Raw genomic sequence first — 19,820 nt, 5'->3', positions numbered from 1 at the left:
CTGTCCTAATTGCCGCTGACTCGAGCTTTGTCGTGAGCATTTTCTTCAAATGCTTTCATCAGGGCATCATCTCTGCTTAATCCCTGAGCTTTAAAATTATCAATAGCAGTAATCATCCGCTTATAATCACAGGGCATTACCCGGATGAACTTCGATTTATATTTTTCCCAGTTATTTAAAATCTCAGCTGCTCGATCACTTCCAGTATATTTTAAATGTTCCTCAATCATTTCTTTAACCATTATTTCATCTTCAGTTTCTGTTAAATACTCAAGTTCAACCATATCTCCATTAACTTTTTCTCTAAAATCAGCTTCCAGATCAAATACATAGGCAGTTCCACCGGTCATTCCGGCAGCAAAATTGCGCCCAACCTGACCCAGAACTACAACTCTACCACCGGTCATGTATTCACATCCGTGGTCTCCCAGGCCTTCGACAACAGCACTGACACCACTATTGCGAACACAGAAACGCTCTCCTGCTTTACCTTCTATATAGGCTTCACCGTCAGTTGCTCCAAAAAAGGCAACATTTCCGATAATAATATTATCTTCAGCCTCAAACTTCGACTCCTCTGATTTCTCAACAATCACCTTGGCTCCAGAAAGTCCTTTACCCAGATAATCATTGCTGTCTCCTGTAAGTCTAAAAGTAACTCCCTGAGGCAGATAGGCAGCAAAACTCTGTCCGGCAGAACCAGTAAAGTTAAGCTGAATTGTATCTTCCGGCAGCCCTTCAGCACCATGGCGTTTAGTTATCTCACTGCCCAGAATTGTTCCCACAACTCGATCTGTATTTTTAATCTTTAAGTCTTTTTCCAGCTGAACTCCATGTTCTACTGCTTCTTTTGTCAGCTGAAGCAGTTCTCTCAGATCCAGACTTTTGTCCAGGCCGTGGTCCTGTTTCTGCTGACAGTAAACTGCTTTTTCTTTTGCTTTTTCCGGCTGATATAGAATAGAAGAATAGTCAAGACCTTTTGCTTTCCAGTGTTCATCTCGCTTATCCTGTCTCAATTTATCAACTCTACCTACCAGTTCATTAACCGAGCGGAATCCTAAAGCTGCCAGTTCCCGTCGGAAATCTTCAGCCATAAAGCGCATAAAGTTAACCACATGTTCCGGTTTACCAGTGAATTTTTTCCGCAGTTCCGGATCCTGGGTGGCAACTCCCACCGGACAGGTATTCTTACTGCAGACTCTCATCATGATACAGCCTAAAGCAACTAAGGGAGTTGTTGCAAAACCATATTCTTCTGCTCCCAGCATTGCTGCCACTGCTAAATCTTTTCCGGTCATAATTTTACCATCAGTCTCCAGTGTAACCCGATCCCGCAGATCATTCAGGACAAGTGTCTGGTGAGTCTCGGAAAGCCCAAGTTCCCAGGGAAGTCCTGCGTGCTGAATACTGGTCCGGGGAGAAGCACCGGTACCACCATCATAACCGCTGATCAAAATCACATCTGCTTTACCTTTGGCTACTCCGGCAGCTACAGTCCCAACTCCAACCTCAGAAACCAGCTTAACATTGATCCGGGCTTCCCGGTTTGCATTTTTTAGATCATGAATCAGCTGGGCCAGATCTTCAATCGAATAAATGTCGTGGTGTGGTGGAGGTGAAATCAGACCAACTCCCGGAGTTGTACCTCTGGTTTCTGCAATCCAGGGATATACTTTTTTCCCGGGCAGCTGTCCACCTTCACCCGGTTTAGCTCCCTGGGCCATCTTAATTTGAATTTCTTGAGCATTAACCAGATAATTGGAATTAACTCCAAAACGGCCTGATGCAACCTGTTTAATTGCACTGCTGCGCAGATCTCCATTTGGATCCCGGGTAAAGCGTTCCGGATTTTCTCCACCCTCTCCGGTGTTGCTCTTGCCTCCGATTCTGTTCATGGCAACTGCCAGTGCCTCGTGTGCTTCCTGGCTGATAGAACCATAGGACATGGCTCCGGTTTTAAAGCGTTTCATTATCTCCTCAGCTGGTTCAACTTCCTCTAAAGGAATAGGTTCCGGCTGATATTGCGGCTCCAGAAGCCCCCGCAGAGTCAGCATCCGGGAACTCTGATCATTCAGCTTATTTCTATATTCTTTAAATAAATCATAATCATTTTCTCTTACTGCCCGCTGCAGCAGATAAATTGTCTCCGGATCATAAAGATGTTCTTCTCCATCCTGACGCCAGCTGAAACTGCCGCCGGAGTCAAGGGTTTCTTTTTCTACTTTAACCCCTTTAAAAGCACTGTCATGACGCATTATACTTTCTTTTTCAATTTCTTCTATTCCAATTCCACCGATTCTCGAAGCTGTCCGGCAGAAATATTTATCAATAACTGCTTCCGAAATTCCAATTGCTTCAAAAATTTGAGCACCTCTATAGCTCTGAACTGTAGAGATTCCCATCTTGGCCATAACTTTGACTACACCCTTAACAGCTGCCTTAATATATCTCTGAACAGCCTTTTCTGCTGGCATTTCTAGATGCCCCTCTTCTGCCAGGTCTTCTAAAGTTGCATAGGCCAGATAAGGATTGACTGCATCGGCTCCATAACCAATTAAAACTGAAAAATGATGAACTTCTTTTGGTTCACCTGATTCTAAGACCAGGCTGAGCTCTGTTCTCAAACCTTTTTCAATTAAATAATGGTGCAGGCCGCTGACTGCGAGAAGTGCAGGTACGGCAACTTTTTGCTTATCAACTTCTCGGTCAGAAAGGATGATGATATTTATATCCTCAGCTATTAATTCTTCTGCCTCAGAACATAATTCTTCCATTCTGGCAGCCAGACTGCTGTTTTTATCTTCTTTATTAAAGGTAATATCCAGAACTGCTGTTTTAAATCCTTCTTGATCTAAATTTTTAATTTGCTCCAGTTCTTGATTTCTTAAAAGGGGGTGTTCTAACTCCAGCTGGCGGCAGCTTCTGGAATCAGGCTGCAGCAAATTACCTTCTGAACCTAAAAATGTATTAGTTGCTGTAATCAGCTTTTCTCTAATTGAATCAATTGGCGGATTGGTTACCTGGGCAAAGCGCTGCTTAAAATAGTTATATAAAAGCTGTGGCTGATCAGATAACACTGCCAGTGAAGCATCATTACCCATTGAACCAATTGGATCAACTCCATCTCTGGCCATCGGGATTACAAGCTTCTGTAATTCCTCATAACTGTAGCCAAAACTCTTCTGCAGCTTAACCAGCTCAGTAGATTTTGAATCTGTCGCCTTGTCTGAACTCTTATTTTCTGGCTCCAAATTACCGCTGGAACCTTTTTCTCCATCCTTTTCTTTTAATTCTTTTAACTCTATCAGCTCTTCCTCAAGCCACTGACCGTAAGGCTCAGCTGAGGCAATATCTGCCTTCAACTCCTGATCATTGATGATCCTGCCTTTTTCTGTATCTAAAAGCAGCATCTTACCTGGTTCCAGCCGCTGTTTGCTGACAACTTTTTCTTCCGGCAGTTCCAGAACTCCAACCTCAGAAGATAGGATCAGTAAATCATCATCTGTAATATAATATCTCGAAGGCCGCAGACCATTACGATCCAGCACTGCCCCCACCTGAGTCCCATCTGTAAAGGCCATAGCAGCCGGGCCATCCCAGGCTTCCATTAGAGTACTGTGGTAATGATAAAAGTCCCGCTTCTTTTTTTCCATCTGCTCGTTGTGCTCCCAGGGTTCTGGAATCATCATCATCATCGAATGGGCCAGTGAACGACCATTTAAAGTTAAAAATTCCAGCACATTGTCAAACCGAGCCGAGTCACTGCCTTCCCGGGCAATAACAGGCAGCAGCTCCTTTAATTCATCTCCAAAAATATCACTCTCAAAAATCCCTTCCCGGGCCCGCATCCAGTTCTGATTGCCGAGCATAGTATTGATCTCACCATTGTGAATCAAATAGCGGTTTGGATGGGCTCTTTCCCAGCTGGGAAAAGTATTGGTACTGAAACGAGAATGAACAAGAGCAATTGCTGTCTCCAGCTCCGGCTCACTTAAATCCGGAAAAAATCCTTCCAGCTGTTCCGGAGTCAGCATTCCCTTATAGACTAAAGTACGGCTGGAAAGGGAAGCAAAATACAGCTCTCCCTGATATTCAGAATTACGAATCTTATTTTCAATTTTTTTGCGGATCAAATACAATTTGCGTTCAAAATCTATTCCCTGCTCTACTTCTTTAGACTTTTCAATAAAAATTTGCGAAAAATGGGGCATGACCTCTAAAGCTGACCTGCCAAGACCTTCTGAACTAACGGGAACATCCCGCCAGGCTATAACCTGCTGACCTTCAGCCTCTACAGCAGCTTCTACAATTTCCTTAACTCCTTTTCTCTTCTCGTGCTCCCGGGGCAGAAAGACCATTCCTGCTCCATAATTTCCCTGTTCCGGGAGAGTTACACCGTTTGCTTGCAGCTTCTGCCTCAAAAAACCATCAGGAAGCTGAAGAAGTATCCCGGCTCCATCACCAGTATTCTCTTCACTACCACTTGCTCCTCTGTGGCTTAAATTGACAAGTACTTCTAAAGCCTGCTCAACTATCTGATGTGACTTCTGACCTTTAATCTGGCTCACAAATCCCATACCACAGGCATCATGTTCAAATTCCGGACTGTACAATCCCTGTTTCTCAGGCATTTTTGTAAAAGTCATAGTAAATCATTCCTTCTCTCTTGGATTAGTTTAAAAGGGTACCGGGTACCTGGATAAATTTTCTAAATTTATTTTCATATTTTATGGAAAATTTTCCCAGGTACCCGGTACCAATGTTTTAAAAGGTGTACTATTTAGTATAGAGCCAAAGCTGCAGAGTGTAAATAGATTAAATGATTTCTATCCTTGTATACAGGGATTATTTTCAAACAAAACAAAAAAAGCACCATCCCGGAAGGACAGTGCTTAAATAATTACTTGCTTTGCTTAGCATTTATTAACAATTGTCTATTTTAAGTATAAAGATCAACAATCAAACCGTTTTCCAGCATATTTTCTGCAGTGTCATTTGCTGTATAGAGTCCCAGCCCGGATCCAAAATTAAGATAGGAAGCTGGAGCTTCACTTTCCAGATCATTAACCTCTTCCGCTACCTGATCTAAAAATCCTGTTTCTGAATTTAAAACTGAATTAATATCTGTAGGTTTATTTGCCAGAGTCTCCGCAAGTTCTTCCTGATTTAAAGATAATTCACCAGAACTACCAACCTCAATTCCGATACTGTTCAATTGATTTTCGTACACTTCTGCCTTATCTACCAGATCTTCAGCAGCTTCAAGACTGTTGTAGTTACCATTTTCTCTCAAATTTTCAAGAGTCTTATTATATGATACTATAAAGTTTTCAGTATTCTCAACAATCTCTTCGCCAGAACCACCACCGACTGCATTCCGTAAACCCGTAATATCTGCTTCTAAATTAGTAATAGAAGTTTCGAAACTTTCCAGTGATTCCTGCATTTCCAGAACAGAAGCAGCTTCAAAATCTGTAATATTAAATAATGATTGGTCTTCAGAAAATAGATCTCCTGTTTCCACAGGATTGCTAATTTCACTTTGAAGATTAGTGTAAGGATTGGTAAATAGATTTTCATCAGTAGTATTATAAAGGGAATAATTATTTAATGTATTGTAAAAAGAGGTTGAATTTAAGCCATTGATCATAATATCCCTCCTGACTTACTCTTATTATACAAACTTTCTGACTTTTTAGCAAGTTTTGATTTTACACTATGTTTTACACTTATCAACTTTTAATTAAATGCTGCACATTCAGAGATAATATTAAAATTAACTAAACAAAACAGGATTTTCGACATTTATAGCGAAATATAATTAAAGAAGGTTTAAATTATACTATATAATTATTCCAATCTATAAACTAAAATATAATTCAATCAAAGCAGGTGCATCTATAAAATATGAAAAGTATTAGTTTCCGCAATAAGATTCTCGCTTTAATCCTTACAATCATCGTAGTTTTTACACTGACTGTCATTGTTGCAATTACCAACAGTTTTAACTGGATTCTGGAAGATATTATCTTTCAAAATGAAATAAATAATGTGGCTCAGAAGTCAGAACTGACCGCCAACTGGTTTGAAGAAAAGAAATCTGACTTAGAGATTTATGCCAATACTCAGGTAGTACAATTTGGGAGCTGGCAGGAAAAATTAAATTATCTGCAGACTGAATTACATAAAAGAAATGATAATTACTTTTTCTTTTTTATAGCCGATCACAATGGAGATTACAGCACTACCCTTGAGCAAAATGCAGGTAATATAAGCAGCAGAACTTATTTTAAAAAAGTCTTAAACGGCAAAACAGTAATTTCAGATCCGATAATTTCTAAATCTACAGGTAAACCAATAATTGTCATTGCTTCTCCAATCACAGGAAATAGTCTCTCTTTACTGGGAGCAACAATTAGAATAAATGATTTATCAGATTATATTAATAGATATACAATTAAAAATGAGGGGCTCTATTCCTTTATTATTAATGGAGAAGGAAATATTGTCGCTCATCCAGATCAGAAGGACTTAAATAACCATCATTTTTATAATTTCAGCAGTTTCTTTGATTATCAATATAATTTTATTGAAAATATAAAAAATAATGAGCAGGGAAATTTAACTTTTAAAGAAAACAGGATCCAGAAGCACGCCTTTTATCAGACAATACCGGGGACTGAAAACTGGAAGATAGTCAGTGTTCTGCCTCAGAGCTACCTGCAGCAGTCAGTGGACCAGGTCAATAAAATTATTATTCTGATCTCTATGATCACTATTATTATAGCGATAATTTTAAGTATTTTTCTTTCACATAATATTGCCAGGCCAATAATTCAGCTTAAAAACACCTTTCAAAAAGGAGCTTCTGGGAATTTAAATGTTCGCTCAGAGATAAATAGTGATGATGAAATTGGCGAGGCGGCAGAAAGTTTTAATCAGATGATGGATGTAATTAAAGACTTAAGCTATAATGACGCGCTGACCGGCCTGCCCAATATTAATTATTTTAAAAATGAATTAGAAAGCTATTTAGCTGAACTCCAAAACAAAAAATTATATTTATGTGCTGTTGGTATTGATGATTTTAAATCTATTAATGATAGTTTTGGCCACAACACAGGTGATCAAATTTTAAAAAAATTAGCCAGTAGACTATCAGATCAGCTGCAGTCAGCTCATTTAATCAGCCGGGTAGGAGATGAATTCTACTTTTATTTAACAGAAAATGATCTAAAAGATAAACAAAATATAGAAGAACGGCTAGAAGATATTTTGGCCCATATAAATAGTGATTATTTTATAAATGAAAATATCATTTATCTCAAATCGAGTCTGGGGATTTCGATCTATCCAGCTGACAGCAAAAAAATAGATAAACTGCTTAAAAATGCCAGTCTGGCCATGCATTCGGTCAAAAGAAACAGTTCAGACAAAATGGCTTTTTATTCAATCAATGTTGATAAGAGTATTTCTGAAAAAAAGAAACTCGAGAATAATCTGGCTGCTGCTCTCGAAAAGGAAGAATTTATTCTGCACTATCAATGCTTTAATGCCGGTGAAAGTGAAAAAGAAGTGGGGTTTGAAGCTCTGATCAGGTGGCAGCATCCAACTAAAGGCTTAATTCCCCCCGGAGTTTTTATCCCGCTGGCAGAAGAAAATGGTTTTATCAAGGAAATTGGTAACTGGGTTTTAGAAAAAGCCTGTCGGGAGATTAAGCTGCTAAATGACAGACTTGAAAGCAATTATTATCTTTCGGTTAATGTCAGCCCGGAGCAGTTTATAGCTAAAGATTTTATCACAACTGTAGAAAATGTGCTTAACAAAACTGGTCTCGAACCTCAGCATCTGGAATTAGAAATTACCGAAAGAACAACTGTGGAAAACATTGATTATACAATCGAGGTTCTGGACCGACTAAATCAAATGGGAGTTAAAACAGCTATCGATGATTTTGGAACCGGTTATTCTTCTTTAAATTATATTAAAGAGTTTGCAATCAATACTTTAAAAATTGACAAATCATTTATTGATGACTTTCTGGACAATCTCAACAATCGGGCTATCGTCAACACAATTATTACCCTGGCCCATAATCTGAACCTAAGTGTTGTTGCCGAAGGTGTAGAAAGCAGGGAACAGGCTGAACAGCTCAAAAAATCAGGCTGTGATATTATTCAGGGTTATTACTACAGCCATCCGGCCCCACTTGAGAAAATTATTTCGGAATTAAAAAGCAGCTGAAAATAATTGATGAGTAAATAGTTAAATAAAAACATAAAAAACCGCTTCCTTTTAAATTTTAAATTGGGAAGCGGTTTTAATTTACTCTATTTAATTGAATTTTGTTTTATAGATCCTGATATTTTTAATTCTCTTTTATAACATTTATAACCTTACTTCTGTTCTTTTTCGAAAACAGTAATTATACTCTGCCAGGCGGCTCTGATATGATCTTCGGCACAGTTTCGGGCCCGGTCGGCCTCTCCACTGCTGATTGCCTCAGCCAGTTCCTTGTGTTCAGCCAGAAATTCCTGCATTCGGCCCTCACGCGAAAAACTGCTGCGGCGAAAACGGGTAGCCTGTTCGAAAAGAGTATCCAAAAACTTCTCCAGCCACTTATTATTGGAGGCTTCCTTGATTATCCGGTGAAAGGCAACATCAACCCGGATACAGCCCCGCTGATCATTATGCTCAATACACTCTTCCAGTTCTTCTGTATATTCTTTGAGCAGCCCCTTCTGCTTTTCGTCAATATTTTGAGCAGCCAGATAGGCAGCCAGCCCTTCCAGTTCAGTTCTTAACTGAAAAATATCATCAATTTCTTTTTTTGTTTCTATCCCAGCCACAAAAACTCCCTGCTGGGGAATTATGTTAATCAGCTCCTCCTGTTCCAGCATTCTAAATGCTTCCCGAACCGGAGTTCTGCTAACACTGAGCTCATCTGCTATCTCCATCTCAGTGATTTTTTCTCCAATCATCAGCTCACCTTTTAAAATCGCCTCCCGCAAAACATTGTAAACCTGCTTGCGTAGTGGTTCATAACTATAAGAATCAATCGCATTTAAATTAAATTTACTCATCCTCTATCACTTCCTTCTCAAATTATTATAGCTCTGAGGTCTCGATTCCCACACTTTCTAAAAAACGCTCAAAGCCCTTATATCCTATTGAATTATTCTTATAGACTCCCGCATCTTCCAGAACCCGGCTGAATTTGGCGGCAACCTCAACTTCTACAATTCTTTCGGCTTCTTCCTCACTTAAATTAATACCGTATTCATTTTTCAGTTCAGCTACCCAATCAAGGTGTTTTTTCAATCCTTCTTTCTGCTCCAGTTCTTCCAGCTTGAGGACTCCACCCAGATAACTGGAAATCAGGTTTAATTCCTTTTTCAGACGGCCGGGAAGAATTGCTCTACCCATAACCTCAATCAGACCAATATTTTCCTGCTTAATATGATGCAAATCTGCATGAGGATGAAAAATTCCGGCCGGATATTCCTGGCTCTTGCGATTGTTGCGCAGTACTAAGTCCAGCTCATAAACATCATTTTTTTTGCGGGCAATAGGGGTAATGGTATTATGGGCTTTCTGTTTACCATCAACCTGAGAAAATGCTAAGATATCAAGGTCTGGATCAGAATACTGACGCCAGTTCTCCAGGATTTTAGCAGCCAGATTGATAATATCTTCTCTGACTTCAGCCCTTAATCTAATAACTGACATCGGCCACTTAACTCTGCTAATTTCAACCTCCGGAAAAGCTGGATGCTGATAAAATGCTTCTGCTTCAGCCTCTTCCATCGGAAAAATATGGCGCCCACCCTGATAGTGATCATGATTTAAAATCGAACCACCGACCAGCGGCAAATCAGCATTGGAACCGATAAAATAATGTGGAATCTGATCAATAAAGTCCAGCAGCACTGCAAAAGTATTTTTATCAATCTGCATCGGAATATGTTCTTTATGAAAAACTATACAGTGTTCATTGTAATAAACATAAGGAGAATACTGTAAAAACCAGTCTTCATTCTGCAGTTTTAAAGGTACAACTCTGTGATTTTGACGGGCTGGATGGCTTAAAGTCCCTGTAAATCCAACATTCTCCAGACAGAGATAACATTTAGGATAATTACTCTGCGGCTCTTCTTTAGCTTTAGCAATCTCATCTGGATCCTTTTCCGGTTTAGAAAGATTGATAGTAATCTCAATCTGACCGTAATCACTTTCGGCCTTCCAGTTTAAATCCCTGGCAACTCTGGTCTGACGGATATAATTACTTGCCTTGGCAAAATTATAGTATTCATCAGTAGCCCTTTTTATCCCCTCTATATCAGCAGTTCTGTAAAAACGACTACCAATCTCAGACTGGCGGGGTGTCATTGCTCCCATAATCTCAGTATCCAGGAGATCTCTTTCTGTTACCCGGTCATTGATTAATCCCTTTTCTACAGCAAAATCTAAAAGCTGATCCAGTAAAGCCTGGGGCTCAGACGGTACTTCAAAATCATCTGCTGTTAGTTTCCGGGCAGGGCTGGCTTTGATATCCAGAATATCTCTAATCTGATTCCGGGCAGCAACCTTATCCCAGTCGCCCAGGAGAGCCTTAGTCTCACCATATACTAATAATTTTTCTATAATCTGATTAATTTTTTCTATTTCCACAATTCAACCTCCTGTCAAATACTAACTGTGAAAAATTAAATTACTTTTCAAAAAACAATTTACTAAAATTACGGTATCTTAAACTGATTTATAAAATCTTATTGCTTATTATTGTATTTGATTTCAGGCAAAAAATCCAGTTATCAGTAAAAATTTTATCGAAAAACCCGATTTATAGCTTAACAACAGTCTCTTCGGCAGCCGATTTACGCATCGCATCCATCACTCTGAGATTGGCGTAAGTCTCCTGATCTACTTTAAGAGGTACTTCCGTATCATTGAGCACTGCCTCAGCAAAAGCTTCAACTTCCAGCAGATACTGGGGACCTGTTTTCACCGGAATTCTTTCCACTTCTCCATTTTTATCAAGCAGAAAATAATTATCTTCCAGCCAGGAGAAAAAACCTGGAACTCGAATAATTCCTTCAGTCCCTATAACCTCTAAATCCTGTTCATTATAGGAAGTTAGACTGTAATAAAGACTGGCAAATGTTCCACCTTCAAAATAGAGAGCTGCACTGCCGCTTAAATCAACTCCAGCTTCATTTTCTTTTTCAAAGAAATTAGCAACTTTTGTGGGCAGTTCCCCCATTAAATAACGGGCAATATTTACTGTATAACAGCCGATGTCGTTTAAAGCTCCACCATCCAGTTCAGCATTAAAGCGGATATCATCAGGGCGATCACTAATATCAAAGGCAAAATTACTTTTGATTTCTTTAATCTCACCGATGACCCCTTTTTCGAGCATTTCTTTAAGCTTGATCACAAAAGGTTGAAATCTATACATAAATGCTTCCATCAGCTTAACCTTATTCTCCTGAGCTGCTGCAGACATCGCCTCTGCTTCTTTTTTGCTTTTGCCGGAGAGAGGTTTTTCACATAAAATATGTTTGCCTGCTTCTGCCGCCTTGATTGTCCACTCTTTGTGCAGACCATTGGGTAAAGGAATATAAACTGCCTCCACTTCTTCGTCGTCAAGCAGACTTTGATAGTCATCATAATATTTATCAGCATCAAATTCTTCAGCAAAATCTGCTGCTTTTTCTTTAGTTCGACTGGCAACCGCATATAATTCTGAATTATCAGCTCCCAAAATACCAGGTATAACTGCTTTGCGGGCAATATTGGCACACCCTAAAATTCCCCATTTAAGTTTTTTCATTATCATCTCACTCCTTCTCTATAATTATTTCTTGAAAGATAAGATAATTCCTTTTTTAAATAAGTCTTTTGAAATAAGAAGATAAAACTCAGCCTGAATTAAGACTGAGTATATCTAAATTTAATATTTTTTTTAGATACTGAAATCATCGAAGTTTGAAGTTTATTTAAATGATTGTTTAATTAAGTTGGCTAATTTTATTTTAAATTTAACCCTTAACTGAACCAGCCAGCATTCCCTTAATAAAGTATTTACCAAAGAGAATATAGACTATAAGTGGCGGTAGAGCAGTTAGCAGAGCACCGGCCATCTGTACATTCCACTGGACAACCTGACTTCCGGCCAGATTGACTAAGGCCACTGTAATCGGCTGACTTTGAGTTTTAGTCAGAGTTACAGCAAAGAGAAATTCGTTCCAGATATTTGTAAACTGCCAGATAAAGACAACTACAAAAGAGGGAATGGAAATAGGAAAAAAGATATAGCGATAAATACTGAAAATATTAGCTCCATCCACCTTGGCTGCCTCAGTCAGCGCCTTGGGCACATCTTTATAATAATTTCTAAACATTAAAGTAGTAATCGGTAATCCATAAACCACATGAACCAGAATCAGCCCGGGTATAGAACCATAAAGCCCGATAGTCTGCATAAACTGCACCAGGGGGAATAAAACACTCTGATAGGGGATAAACATTCCAAATAAAATTAGTGCAAACAGGGTATCTGATCCTTTAAATTTCCAGTGAGATAAAACATAGCCGTTTAAAGATCCCAGCATTGCAGAAATAAGAGTAGCCGGAATCACCAGATAAAAACTGTTAAAAACATTGGGTGCCAGCTCTTTAAAAGCCTCTACAAAACCAGCAAAAGAATACTCAGAGGGCAGCTGCCACATAGTCTGGATCGAAACATTGGCGAAAGTTTTTAAACTGGTAGATAAAAGCACATACATTGGTACTATAAAAAATACAGCAAATACAAATAAAATAAGATAAGTCATTAGCTTTTCTTTTGGTGTTTTTCTATTCATGGGCTATTCCTCCTTAAAGCTATTAACCAGGTATGGGATTATGAGCAATCCTACCATAGCTAATAGTACAATCGCAATAGCAGAACCAGTTGAATAACGATTGGATCTAAAAGTTGCCTCAAACATATAAACTGCAGGTATATCTGTTACATTATTGGGTCCACTACCTGTCATCGAATAAATTAAAGCAAAGGCTTTAAGGGAAACATGAGCCAGCACAATGATTGCCGAAAGAGTAATCGGTTTTTGAATTGGAAATAATATTTGAGTAAAAATTTGCCATTTGCTGGCACCATCAATTCTGGCTGCTTCGATCAACTGCTGGTCAATTCCCCGCAGTCCGGCCAGCCACATAGCCATTGTATACCCGGAAAACTGCCAGACAGCAGCAATAATTACGGCTATCAGGGCTACATTAAAATTAAGAAAGCTGAAGGTGCTGGTAAACCAGCCCCACTGCAGACTTCCCAGACCCAGCCGCTCAAATAAGAGGTTAATTCCTCTGGGATCATTAGGAAGACGGCCCGGAGAAAAAATCCAGCGCCAGACAGTACCAGTCACAACAAAAGAAATGGCCATCGGAAAAAGATAAAGGTTTTGAAGAAAATAACTGCCTTTAGGTTTATTATTTAAAATGAGAGATAATAAAATCCCGATTGCCAGACAGCCCAGAATAAAAAAGAGGGTAAAATAAAGCGTATTCCAGAGATCAGTCTGAAATCTTTCTTCCTGAAAAAGTCCAATATAATTTTCTAAACCCACATAATCTTTTGCTCCCATGATAAATTTAGTAAAAGTATCCCAATCCAGAAGTGAAATCTGAACACTGCGCCCTATAAAACCATAAACAAAGATAGCCAGTGTAATAATCGATGGAGATAAAATAGCAAGGGAAGTAAGTGATTCTTTATGTTTTCTTTTCATATAAAATCCCTCCATAAAAATCTTCCCCTCCTCAATTACTTAAGGAGGGGAGGTATTTTAACAATTTCTGGTTGATTAATATATTTTCTTAACCAGGTTTTAAATTATCTTACCGCACATATTCTGCCATATCTTTCTGGAACTCCTCAAAAGAACCCTCAATATCACCGGTAGTAACTAAACCATTGATATTGTCATTTAGAGCAGTGATAAATCCTTCTGGAGCTGCAGAACCATGAGCAATAGAAGGTGTCAGTGTATTTTTAGCAAAATCATTCATAGAATCTGTTAGATAGACATCATATTTGCTTTTATCTGCATCCAGGCGAGCCGGGATTGAACCTTTAATCGGATTAAAGGTATCCTGACCTTCCAGAGAGGCAACGGTTTTTAACCATTTTTTAGCATTTTCTGGATGTGGTGCACCTTTAGGAAGACCAAAGGTATCTGTAATTACCATAAAGGTACCTTTAGTGCCGGGAACTGTAAGCCAGCCAAACTGTTTGCCGGGTGTCCAGCCTAATGTTTTTAAATAACCTTCAGCCCAGTCACCCATAATGTTAAAGGCGGCTTCTCCATCACGCACCATCTGAGTAGCGTCCTGCCAGGTAAGAGCAGAGTGATCTTCATTAACATACTGCATTAGCTTATCAAAATAAACAAACGCTTCCCTAATTCTGGGATCATCAGCAGCAGTTTCTCCATTCCAGAGTCCATTATAACCTTCAGCACCAAGTTTAGCTACCAGAATAGTTTCGAAAATATGAGTTGCAGTCCATTTATTGGTGTCTCCCAGAGCAAGTGGAACAACATCAGTCTGGGATAATTCTTCTAATACTGTGAGAAAACTTTCCATATCTGTTGGAGGTTCAATATTGTGCTCTGCGAGTACCTGCTTATTAGAAAACATTACATTACCACGATGGACGTTGAGCGGAATTGAATAAATTTCTCCCTCATAACTGGACAGTTCCAGTATCTGCTGATTGAATTTATCTTTTACTCCCCATTCTTCCAGCAGGCCAGTAATTGGCTCCATCATACCGGTTTCAACATAGGTGTTAATTAATTCTGCCCCACCGTGAACCTGAAATGAGTCCGGAGGATTACCGCCAACCATTCTGGTTTTTAAGACAGCTTTTGCATTAGCTCCTGCTCCACCAGCAACAGTAGCATTAATAACTTCTATGTTGGGATAATTTTCGTTAAAAACATCAATTAAAGCATTTAGCCCTTCTTCTTCTCCTCCACCGGTCCACCAGCTGAAGATTTCAACTTCATTTTCATTCTGAGCCAGCGCTGAAAAACTGAAGACAAACATCAAAGTAACCATCAATATAACACTCAGTAATGCACTCTTTTTTAACAACATTTTTTGTCCTCCTTATTTTTTTATTCAGACTTAAGAAATGTCTAAACAGAATAGAAGCTCCTAATCTAATTACCACCTCCGATGAACAAATATTCAGATTTTTAAAGCTTTACTAAATCAATTTCTAAAGATGCATCTCCGTTCCAATTTTTATTATATCATAATTAGAGCAAATTAAAAGATTATTTTGAAAATTTATTGCTTAAATAAAGTCAGTCAATAATTTCAGACTGACTCAATTTAAAATAATTAATAAAATAACAGAGATCCAGCTTCTGGTCCCGGCCCTATCATTTAGTTAATTATTATTTTTAAAACGATTCTTTAAAAACATCCCTTTACTATCTTTTTGTCTTTCTTTTTCTTTTTCAGCCGGTTCATCTCCCTGACTAAAATCATTAATCATTTTGGAACGGCAGCTGTCACAGAATAATCCGGATTTAATTTCACAGCCGCAGCGTTTACATTTTAAAGTGAAGTCTATCAGCAGCCCCTCAGCAGCCAGTCTTTCCTCCCGCATAAACTTAATAATTAGATCTTCTTCTACACCGGTATCCTCCGATACTTTTTTGACTGTGGAATTAGGATGCTCCCACAGATACTCTTTAACTAACTCAAATTTTTCTTCCTCGCTTTCTCGACAATCAGGACAGACCTTCTGTCCTGCCGAAGAAAATAATCTGCCGCATTCCTTACAATTTATTAACTCCATTATACTCAACTCCCTGATAGTTACTTTATTTAAAATAATAAAATACAGACTATATTGTTTCCACAATTACATTATAACACAGAGTTATTTAAGGCTCCAGAGTTTTCAAGACATTTTTTGACAAATTCAGCCTGAAATCATATAATCTTTATCTAGATAATCGAATATTGAAAGAGGTTTTTGCGAGCAAACAAAGAATATATAAATTAGTGATGAAGAAAATTTAGGAGGTTAAAAAATGCTTAAAGTTTTAATCTGTGATGATTCTGCTTTTATGAGAAAAATCTACTCAGATACTATCGAAAAGGATCCAGACCTCGAAGTTGCAGCAACTGCATATAACGGTCAGGACGCCCTCCGCAAACTTAAAAAAATAGATGTTGATCTTTTAATGTTAGATGTAGAAATGCCAAAATTAAATGGCCTTGAAACATTGGAAATTGTTAAAGATAAATACCCAAAAATACCTGTGATTATGGTCAGTGCTCTGGATAACCGGGAAACTGTAATTAAAGCCCTGGAGCTGGGAGCCTTTGATTTCATTCCTAAACCTTCCGGCTCTATTTCTTTAAATATTGATTCAATTAAAGAGGAACTGCTGCTCAAGTTGAAAGCAGCTGCAGATTCTAATGACACTTTTAAAGCTAAAAAGGTTAAAAAAAGAGTAATTAAAAACAGCAGCTCTTTTCCAATTGTAGCGGTTGGTGCATCATCTGGCGGCCCCCGGGCCTTAAATACATTATTCGAAGCTATTGGTGAAAATTCTCCAGCAGCCTTTGTAATTGTCCAGCACATGCCGGCCGGTTTTACAGAAACTCTGGCAGAAAGATTAAACAACATTTCTGGTTTAAAGATTAAAGAGGCTGAGGAAGGTGACCGCTTAAGATCGGGTCATGGTCTTCTTGCTCCTGGTGATTTTCATTTAGAAATTGACAGCCAGGGTAAGGTTAAGTTAAATAAAAAAGACAGGCTGCACGGTGTCCGCCCCTGTGTTGATTACATGATGCAGAGTCTTGCCGAGCATTTTGATGGCGACAGACTTCTGGGAGTTATTTTAACCGGAATGGGCCATGATGGAGCCGAGGGAATGTCTGCCATTGTAAATAAAGGTGGATATGGTATAATAGAATCTAAAGAGACAGCACTGGTTTATGGTATGCCTTCTTCAGCAGTAAAGGCTGGAGCCTATCATGAAATTAAAAGAATAGATGAAATCGGCAAAAGAATTACAGAAATTGTGGAGGGATAAATTTAATGGGAATTACTTTTACAGAATTTAAAGATCGAGCAAAGGAAATTTTAAATATTGATTTAGACGGCTATAAGTTAGACCGAGTAGAGAGAAGAACTAAAAGTTTAATGCGCAGGTATCAGGTGGATGATTTTGACAAATGTATTGATTTAATTAAACATGACACCGAATTTAAAGATGCTTATCTAAACCATTTTACTATCAACACTTCGGAATTTTTCCGTAATCCGGAGAATTTTGAGTTTTTACAGTCAGATGTTTTTCCAAAACTCTTTGCGGAAAAGAAAAAGGTTAAAATCTGGAGTGCACCCTGTTCCAACGGTTCAGAACCCTATACTATGGCAATTATTTTAAAAGAAATGGGAATCAGCCCCGGCAAATTCGAAATCTATGCTACAGACCTGGATCATACAATTTTAGATACCGCCCGCCAGGCAGAATATAAGGAAAATTCTTTAAAAAATGTTTCGGATAAAATCTTAAATAAATACTTTAAAGAAAGTTCTGACGGCAAAACTTATGCCCTGAACTCCGAAATTAAGAGGATGGTAACATTTGAGCAGAAAGATTTAATTAATGCTCGTTTCAAAGCCGACTGGGATCTCATTTTAAGCCGCAACTTCTTTATCTATTTAACCAAAGATATGAAAGATCAGCTGATTAATAAATTCACCTCTGTTTTAAATCCAGGTGGCTACTTTTTTCTCGGTAATACCGAATATATTTTTTCACCTGAAAAATATGGACTGGATAAAATTTTCCAGTCGTTTTATAAATATCAGGGCTAGTTTAATATTCCGGCTCAACTTTTAATCGCCCTCAGGGGCGATTTTTCTTTTTAACTTGTCACTATCTACAGATAGATGTATAATTATATTGAAATAGATGTATATGTATATTATAAAAATTATCTGAGGTGGTTAAGCATGAGTGAAAAAAAAGAACGCCTGCAATTTTATATTGATCAAGATGCAAATGAGAAACTGGGAATCATTTCTGAAAAGCTTGGGGTTTCCAAAGCCTCTCTGGTGCGAGAGGGAGTCAATAAAATACTAAAAGAAAAGCTGCCTTTAGAAAAAGATACTGCTTATGAACTTATCGGCTTGATAGATCAAGAGTTTGAGGATAATAATATTGCAAAAAACCATGATCAATATTTATATACTACAGCTTAAATATGCTTTAAGTTTAGATAACCATTTTGCAGCAGCTGGATTTATAATACCCTGAAAAAGCAAAGCCAGTCCCCAAAGTTAGCGGGCTGGCTTTAATATTAATTCCTCGGAGGGAGAAATTTTATTAACTTTTAAATTTAGACTAATTGACCTCTGCTTCTACTTTCTGCATAGCCTCAATTATCATTTCCTCTGTTACTTTCATTGGCATTTTGAGCATTACTGTATCATTAACAGATTTAGCTGCCGTTTTTTTGAGATTTTCTTCATTAAAAGTAAGTCCCAGTCCCTTAAATGAAGGTACTAATCCAAGCTGATTGAAAAAGTCAATCACATCATTTATATAGTCCTGCGGTTTTTCTTCCAGATAGAGCTGAACAATAATTCCATAGCCAACTTTTAAACCGTGTAACAGCTCATGTGATTCTTCAATTGCGGTCATTCCATTATGGATTCCGTGAGCTGCTGCTCCCCGGGAAGTATTTTGACCCAGACTCTGAATAATTGTTGTCAGATAGATATTTAAGTCGATAACTTCCATGAGTTCCTGGCCCAGCTCATTGTTTTCACACTGTTCAACTGCTGTAATCGCTTCTGCTCGCATCTTATCATATAAAATTTCAGCTAAATTCATAGCCACTACAGTTTCTAAACTGGGATCATCAATTCCACTGGCAACTGCCTGACCCTCATACCATTTGGCAAGAGAGTCTAAAATACCGGACTTTAAATATTTAGCAGGTGCTTCTGCAATAATCTGGGGATCCACCATTACCAGCCGTGGGTTTTGAGTCATAAAATAATCTCTCTCAAACTGGCCAGCTTCTGTATATACCACAGCAAAAGCTGAGCCGGCGGCACAGGTAGCAGCAATTGTAGGAACTGCGGCAACTGGAAGCCGCATATCTTCTGCAGCTGCCTTGGCTGTATCAATTGCCTTTCCCCCGCCAACACCGATTATTAAATCAGCTTTCATGGCCACTGCTTTTTCCTTTATAAGGTCAATATTTGACTGACAGACTTCACCTTTAAAAACATTTTTCTCCCAGTAAATTCCGTATTCATCTAAAGACTCAGTCAAATCTTTTTCTGCCGCTTTAAGTGCTCGCACACCACCGCTGATCAAAACTCTTTCTCCCCATTCACTCACATAGGCACCGGCCTTTTTTAAAATATCTTTTTCATTGATATACTGCGCCGGAGCTACCTGCAGATAAGCTGTCTGAGGATCTAAATATACTTTTTTATCCATTTTTTTCACCTCATATCAAAATTATATAGCAAAAATATTACTGCTGTCTTCATTAAAAATTTGAACAACTAATCCATACCGATATAAGCGCCCTTAGCAGCCGGGACAGCATGGCGCACATAAAGTCCTAAAGTCCCACTGTTAAATTTAGGTTCTGGTTTAACCCATTTTTCTTTTCTTGCAGCCAGAATTTTATCTATTTCAGCTGCAGATTTTTCTACTCCATTGATACCGATAATATTCAGTTTGCGAGCTGGAATATCA

The 19,820-nt window shown here is 38.4% G+C and carries 14 protein-coding genes and 1 pseudogene; 4 read left to right on the top strand and 11 right to left on the bottom strand.

Translation table 11 applies throughout. The features are described from left to right. Positions 1-5: 5 nt before the first annotated feature. Positions 6-4,646 (bottom strand): glutamate synthase large subunit, encoded by a 4,641-nt coding sequence (gltB, locus tag DFR79_RS01020; RefSeq protein WP_133513637.1) that lies wholly within the window; start codon positions 4,644-4,646, stop codon positions 6-8. A 293-nt stretch (positions 4,647-4,939) separates the two neighbouring features. Continuing rightward, positions 4,940-5,650: a flagellar filament capping protein FliD gene (locus tag DFR79_RS01015; RefSeq protein WP_133513636.1), complete on the bottom strand. Its 711-nt coding sequence runs from the start codon at positions 5,648-5,650 to the stop codon at positions 4,940-4,942. A gap of 257 nt (positions 5,651-5,907) precedes the next feature. Here DFR79_RS01015 and DFR79_RS01010 point away from each other — a divergent pair, with 257 nt between their 5' ends. Then, on the top strand, positions 5,908-8,244 hold the full coding sequence (locus DFR79_RS01010) for a bifunctional diguanylate cyclase/phosphodiesterase (RefSeq protein ID WP_133513635.1): 2,337 nt from the start codon (positions 5,908-5,910) through the stop codon (positions 8,242-8,244). Positions 8,245-8,396: 152 nt separating this feature from the next. On the opposite strand, the gene DFR79_RS01005 is transcribed toward DFR79_RS01010, so the two are convergent. The 7 genes from DFR79_RS01005 to DFR79_RS00975 form a co-directional block, all read right to left on the bottom strand. Next, entirely contained in the window at positions 8,397-9,083 is a 687-nt protein-coding gene (locus DFR79_RS01005; protein ID WP_133513634.1) for a GntR family transcriptional regulator, read from the bottom strand. Positions 9,084-9,108: 25 nt separating this feature from the next. After that, positions 9,109-10,671, bottom strand: coding sequence for a UDP-glucose--hexose-1-phosphate uridylyltransferase (locus DFR79_RS01000; protein WP_133513633.1), 1,563 nt, complete (start codon positions 10,669-10,671; stop codon positions 9,109-9,111). Positions 10,672-10,843: 172 nt separating this feature from the next. Next, on the bottom strand, positions 10,844-11,836 hold the full coding sequence (locus DFR79_RS00995) for a Gfo/Idh/MocA family protein (RefSeq protein ID WP_133513632.1): 993 nt from the start codon (positions 11,834-11,836) through the stop codon (positions 10,844-10,846). Between the two features lie 208 nt (positions 11,837-12,044). Next, on the bottom strand, positions 12,045-12,869 hold the full coding sequence (locus tag DFR79_RS00990; protein WP_133513631.1) for a carbohydrate ABC transporter permease: 825 nt from the start codon (positions 12,867-12,869) through the stop codon (positions 12,045-12,047). A gap of 3 nt (positions 12,870-12,872) precedes the next feature. Next, positions 12,873-13,793 carry a carbohydrate ABC transporter permease gene (locus DFR79_RS00985; protein ID WP_208107469.1) on the bottom strand — a complete coding sequence of 307 codons (921 nt, stop codon included), beginning with the start codon at positions 13,791-13,793 and terminating at the stop codon, positions 12,873-12,875. A 109-nt stretch (positions 13,794-13,902) separates the two neighbouring features. Then, positions 13,903-15,165, bottom strand: a complete 1,263-nt coding sequence (locus DFR79_RS00980) for an ABC transporter substrate-binding protein (protein ID WP_133513629.1) — start codon at positions 15,163-15,165, stop codon at positions 13,903-13,905. Positions 15,166-15,463: 298 nt separating this feature from the next. Beyond that, a complete protein-coding gene (locus DFR79_RS00975; protein WP_133513628.1) occupies positions 15,464-15,877 on the bottom strand; it encodes a TIGR03826 family flagellar region protein in 414 nt (137 codons plus the stop codon). Positions 15,878-16,115: 238 nt separating this feature from the next. Here DFR79_RS00975 and DFR79_RS00970 point away from each other — a divergent pair, with 238 nt between their 5' ends. From DFR79_RS00970 to DFR79_RS00960, 3 genes are all read left to right on the top strand, one after another. Continuing rightward, the gene (locus tag DFR79_RS00970; protein WP_133513627.1) at positions 16,116-17,126 is read left to right on the top strand and encodes a protein-glutamate methylesterase/protein-glutamine glutaminase; all 1,011 of its coding nucleotides are present in this window, start codon (positions 16,116-16,118) and stop codon (positions 17,124-17,126) included. A gap of 5 nt (positions 17,127-17,131) precedes the next feature. After that, positions 17,132-17,917, top strand: a complete 786-nt coding sequence (locus DFR79_RS00965) for a CheR family methyltransferase (protein ID WP_133513626.1) — start codon at positions 17,132-17,134, stop codon at positions 17,915-17,917. A 138-nt stretch (positions 17,918-18,055) separates the two neighbouring features. Next, positions 18,056-18,304, top strand: coding sequence for a ribbon-helix-helix domain-containing protein (locus DFR79_RS00960; protein WP_166637927.1), 249 nt, complete (start codon positions 18,056-18,058; stop codon positions 18,302-18,304). A 142-nt stretch (positions 18,305-18,446) separates the two neighbouring features. On the opposite strand, the gene DFR79_RS00955 is transcribed toward DFR79_RS00960, so the two are convergent. Together DFR79_RS00955 and DFR79_RS00950 are read right to left on the bottom strand one after the other, a co-directional pair. Next, positions 18,447-19,556: an iron-containing alcohol dehydrogenase family protein gene (locus tag DFR79_RS00955; RefSeq protein ID WP_133513624.1), complete on the bottom strand. Its 1,110-nt coding sequence runs from the start codon at positions 19,554-19,556 to the stop codon at positions 18,447-18,449. Positions 19,557-19,624: 68 nt separating this feature from the next. Further along, positions 19,625-19,820: pseudogene (locus DFR79_RS00950) on the bottom strand (dihydroxy-acid dehydratase); the annotation flags it as partial.

Origin of the sequence: Halanaerobium saccharolyticum (assembly GCF_004362045.1) — a bacterium.
Classification (GTDB): Bacteria; Bacillota; Halanaerobiia; order Halanaerobiales; family Halanaerobiaceae; genus Halanaerobium; species Halanaerobium saccharolyticum_C.
This window is presented reverse-complemented; position numbering and strand designations above follow the sequence as displayed.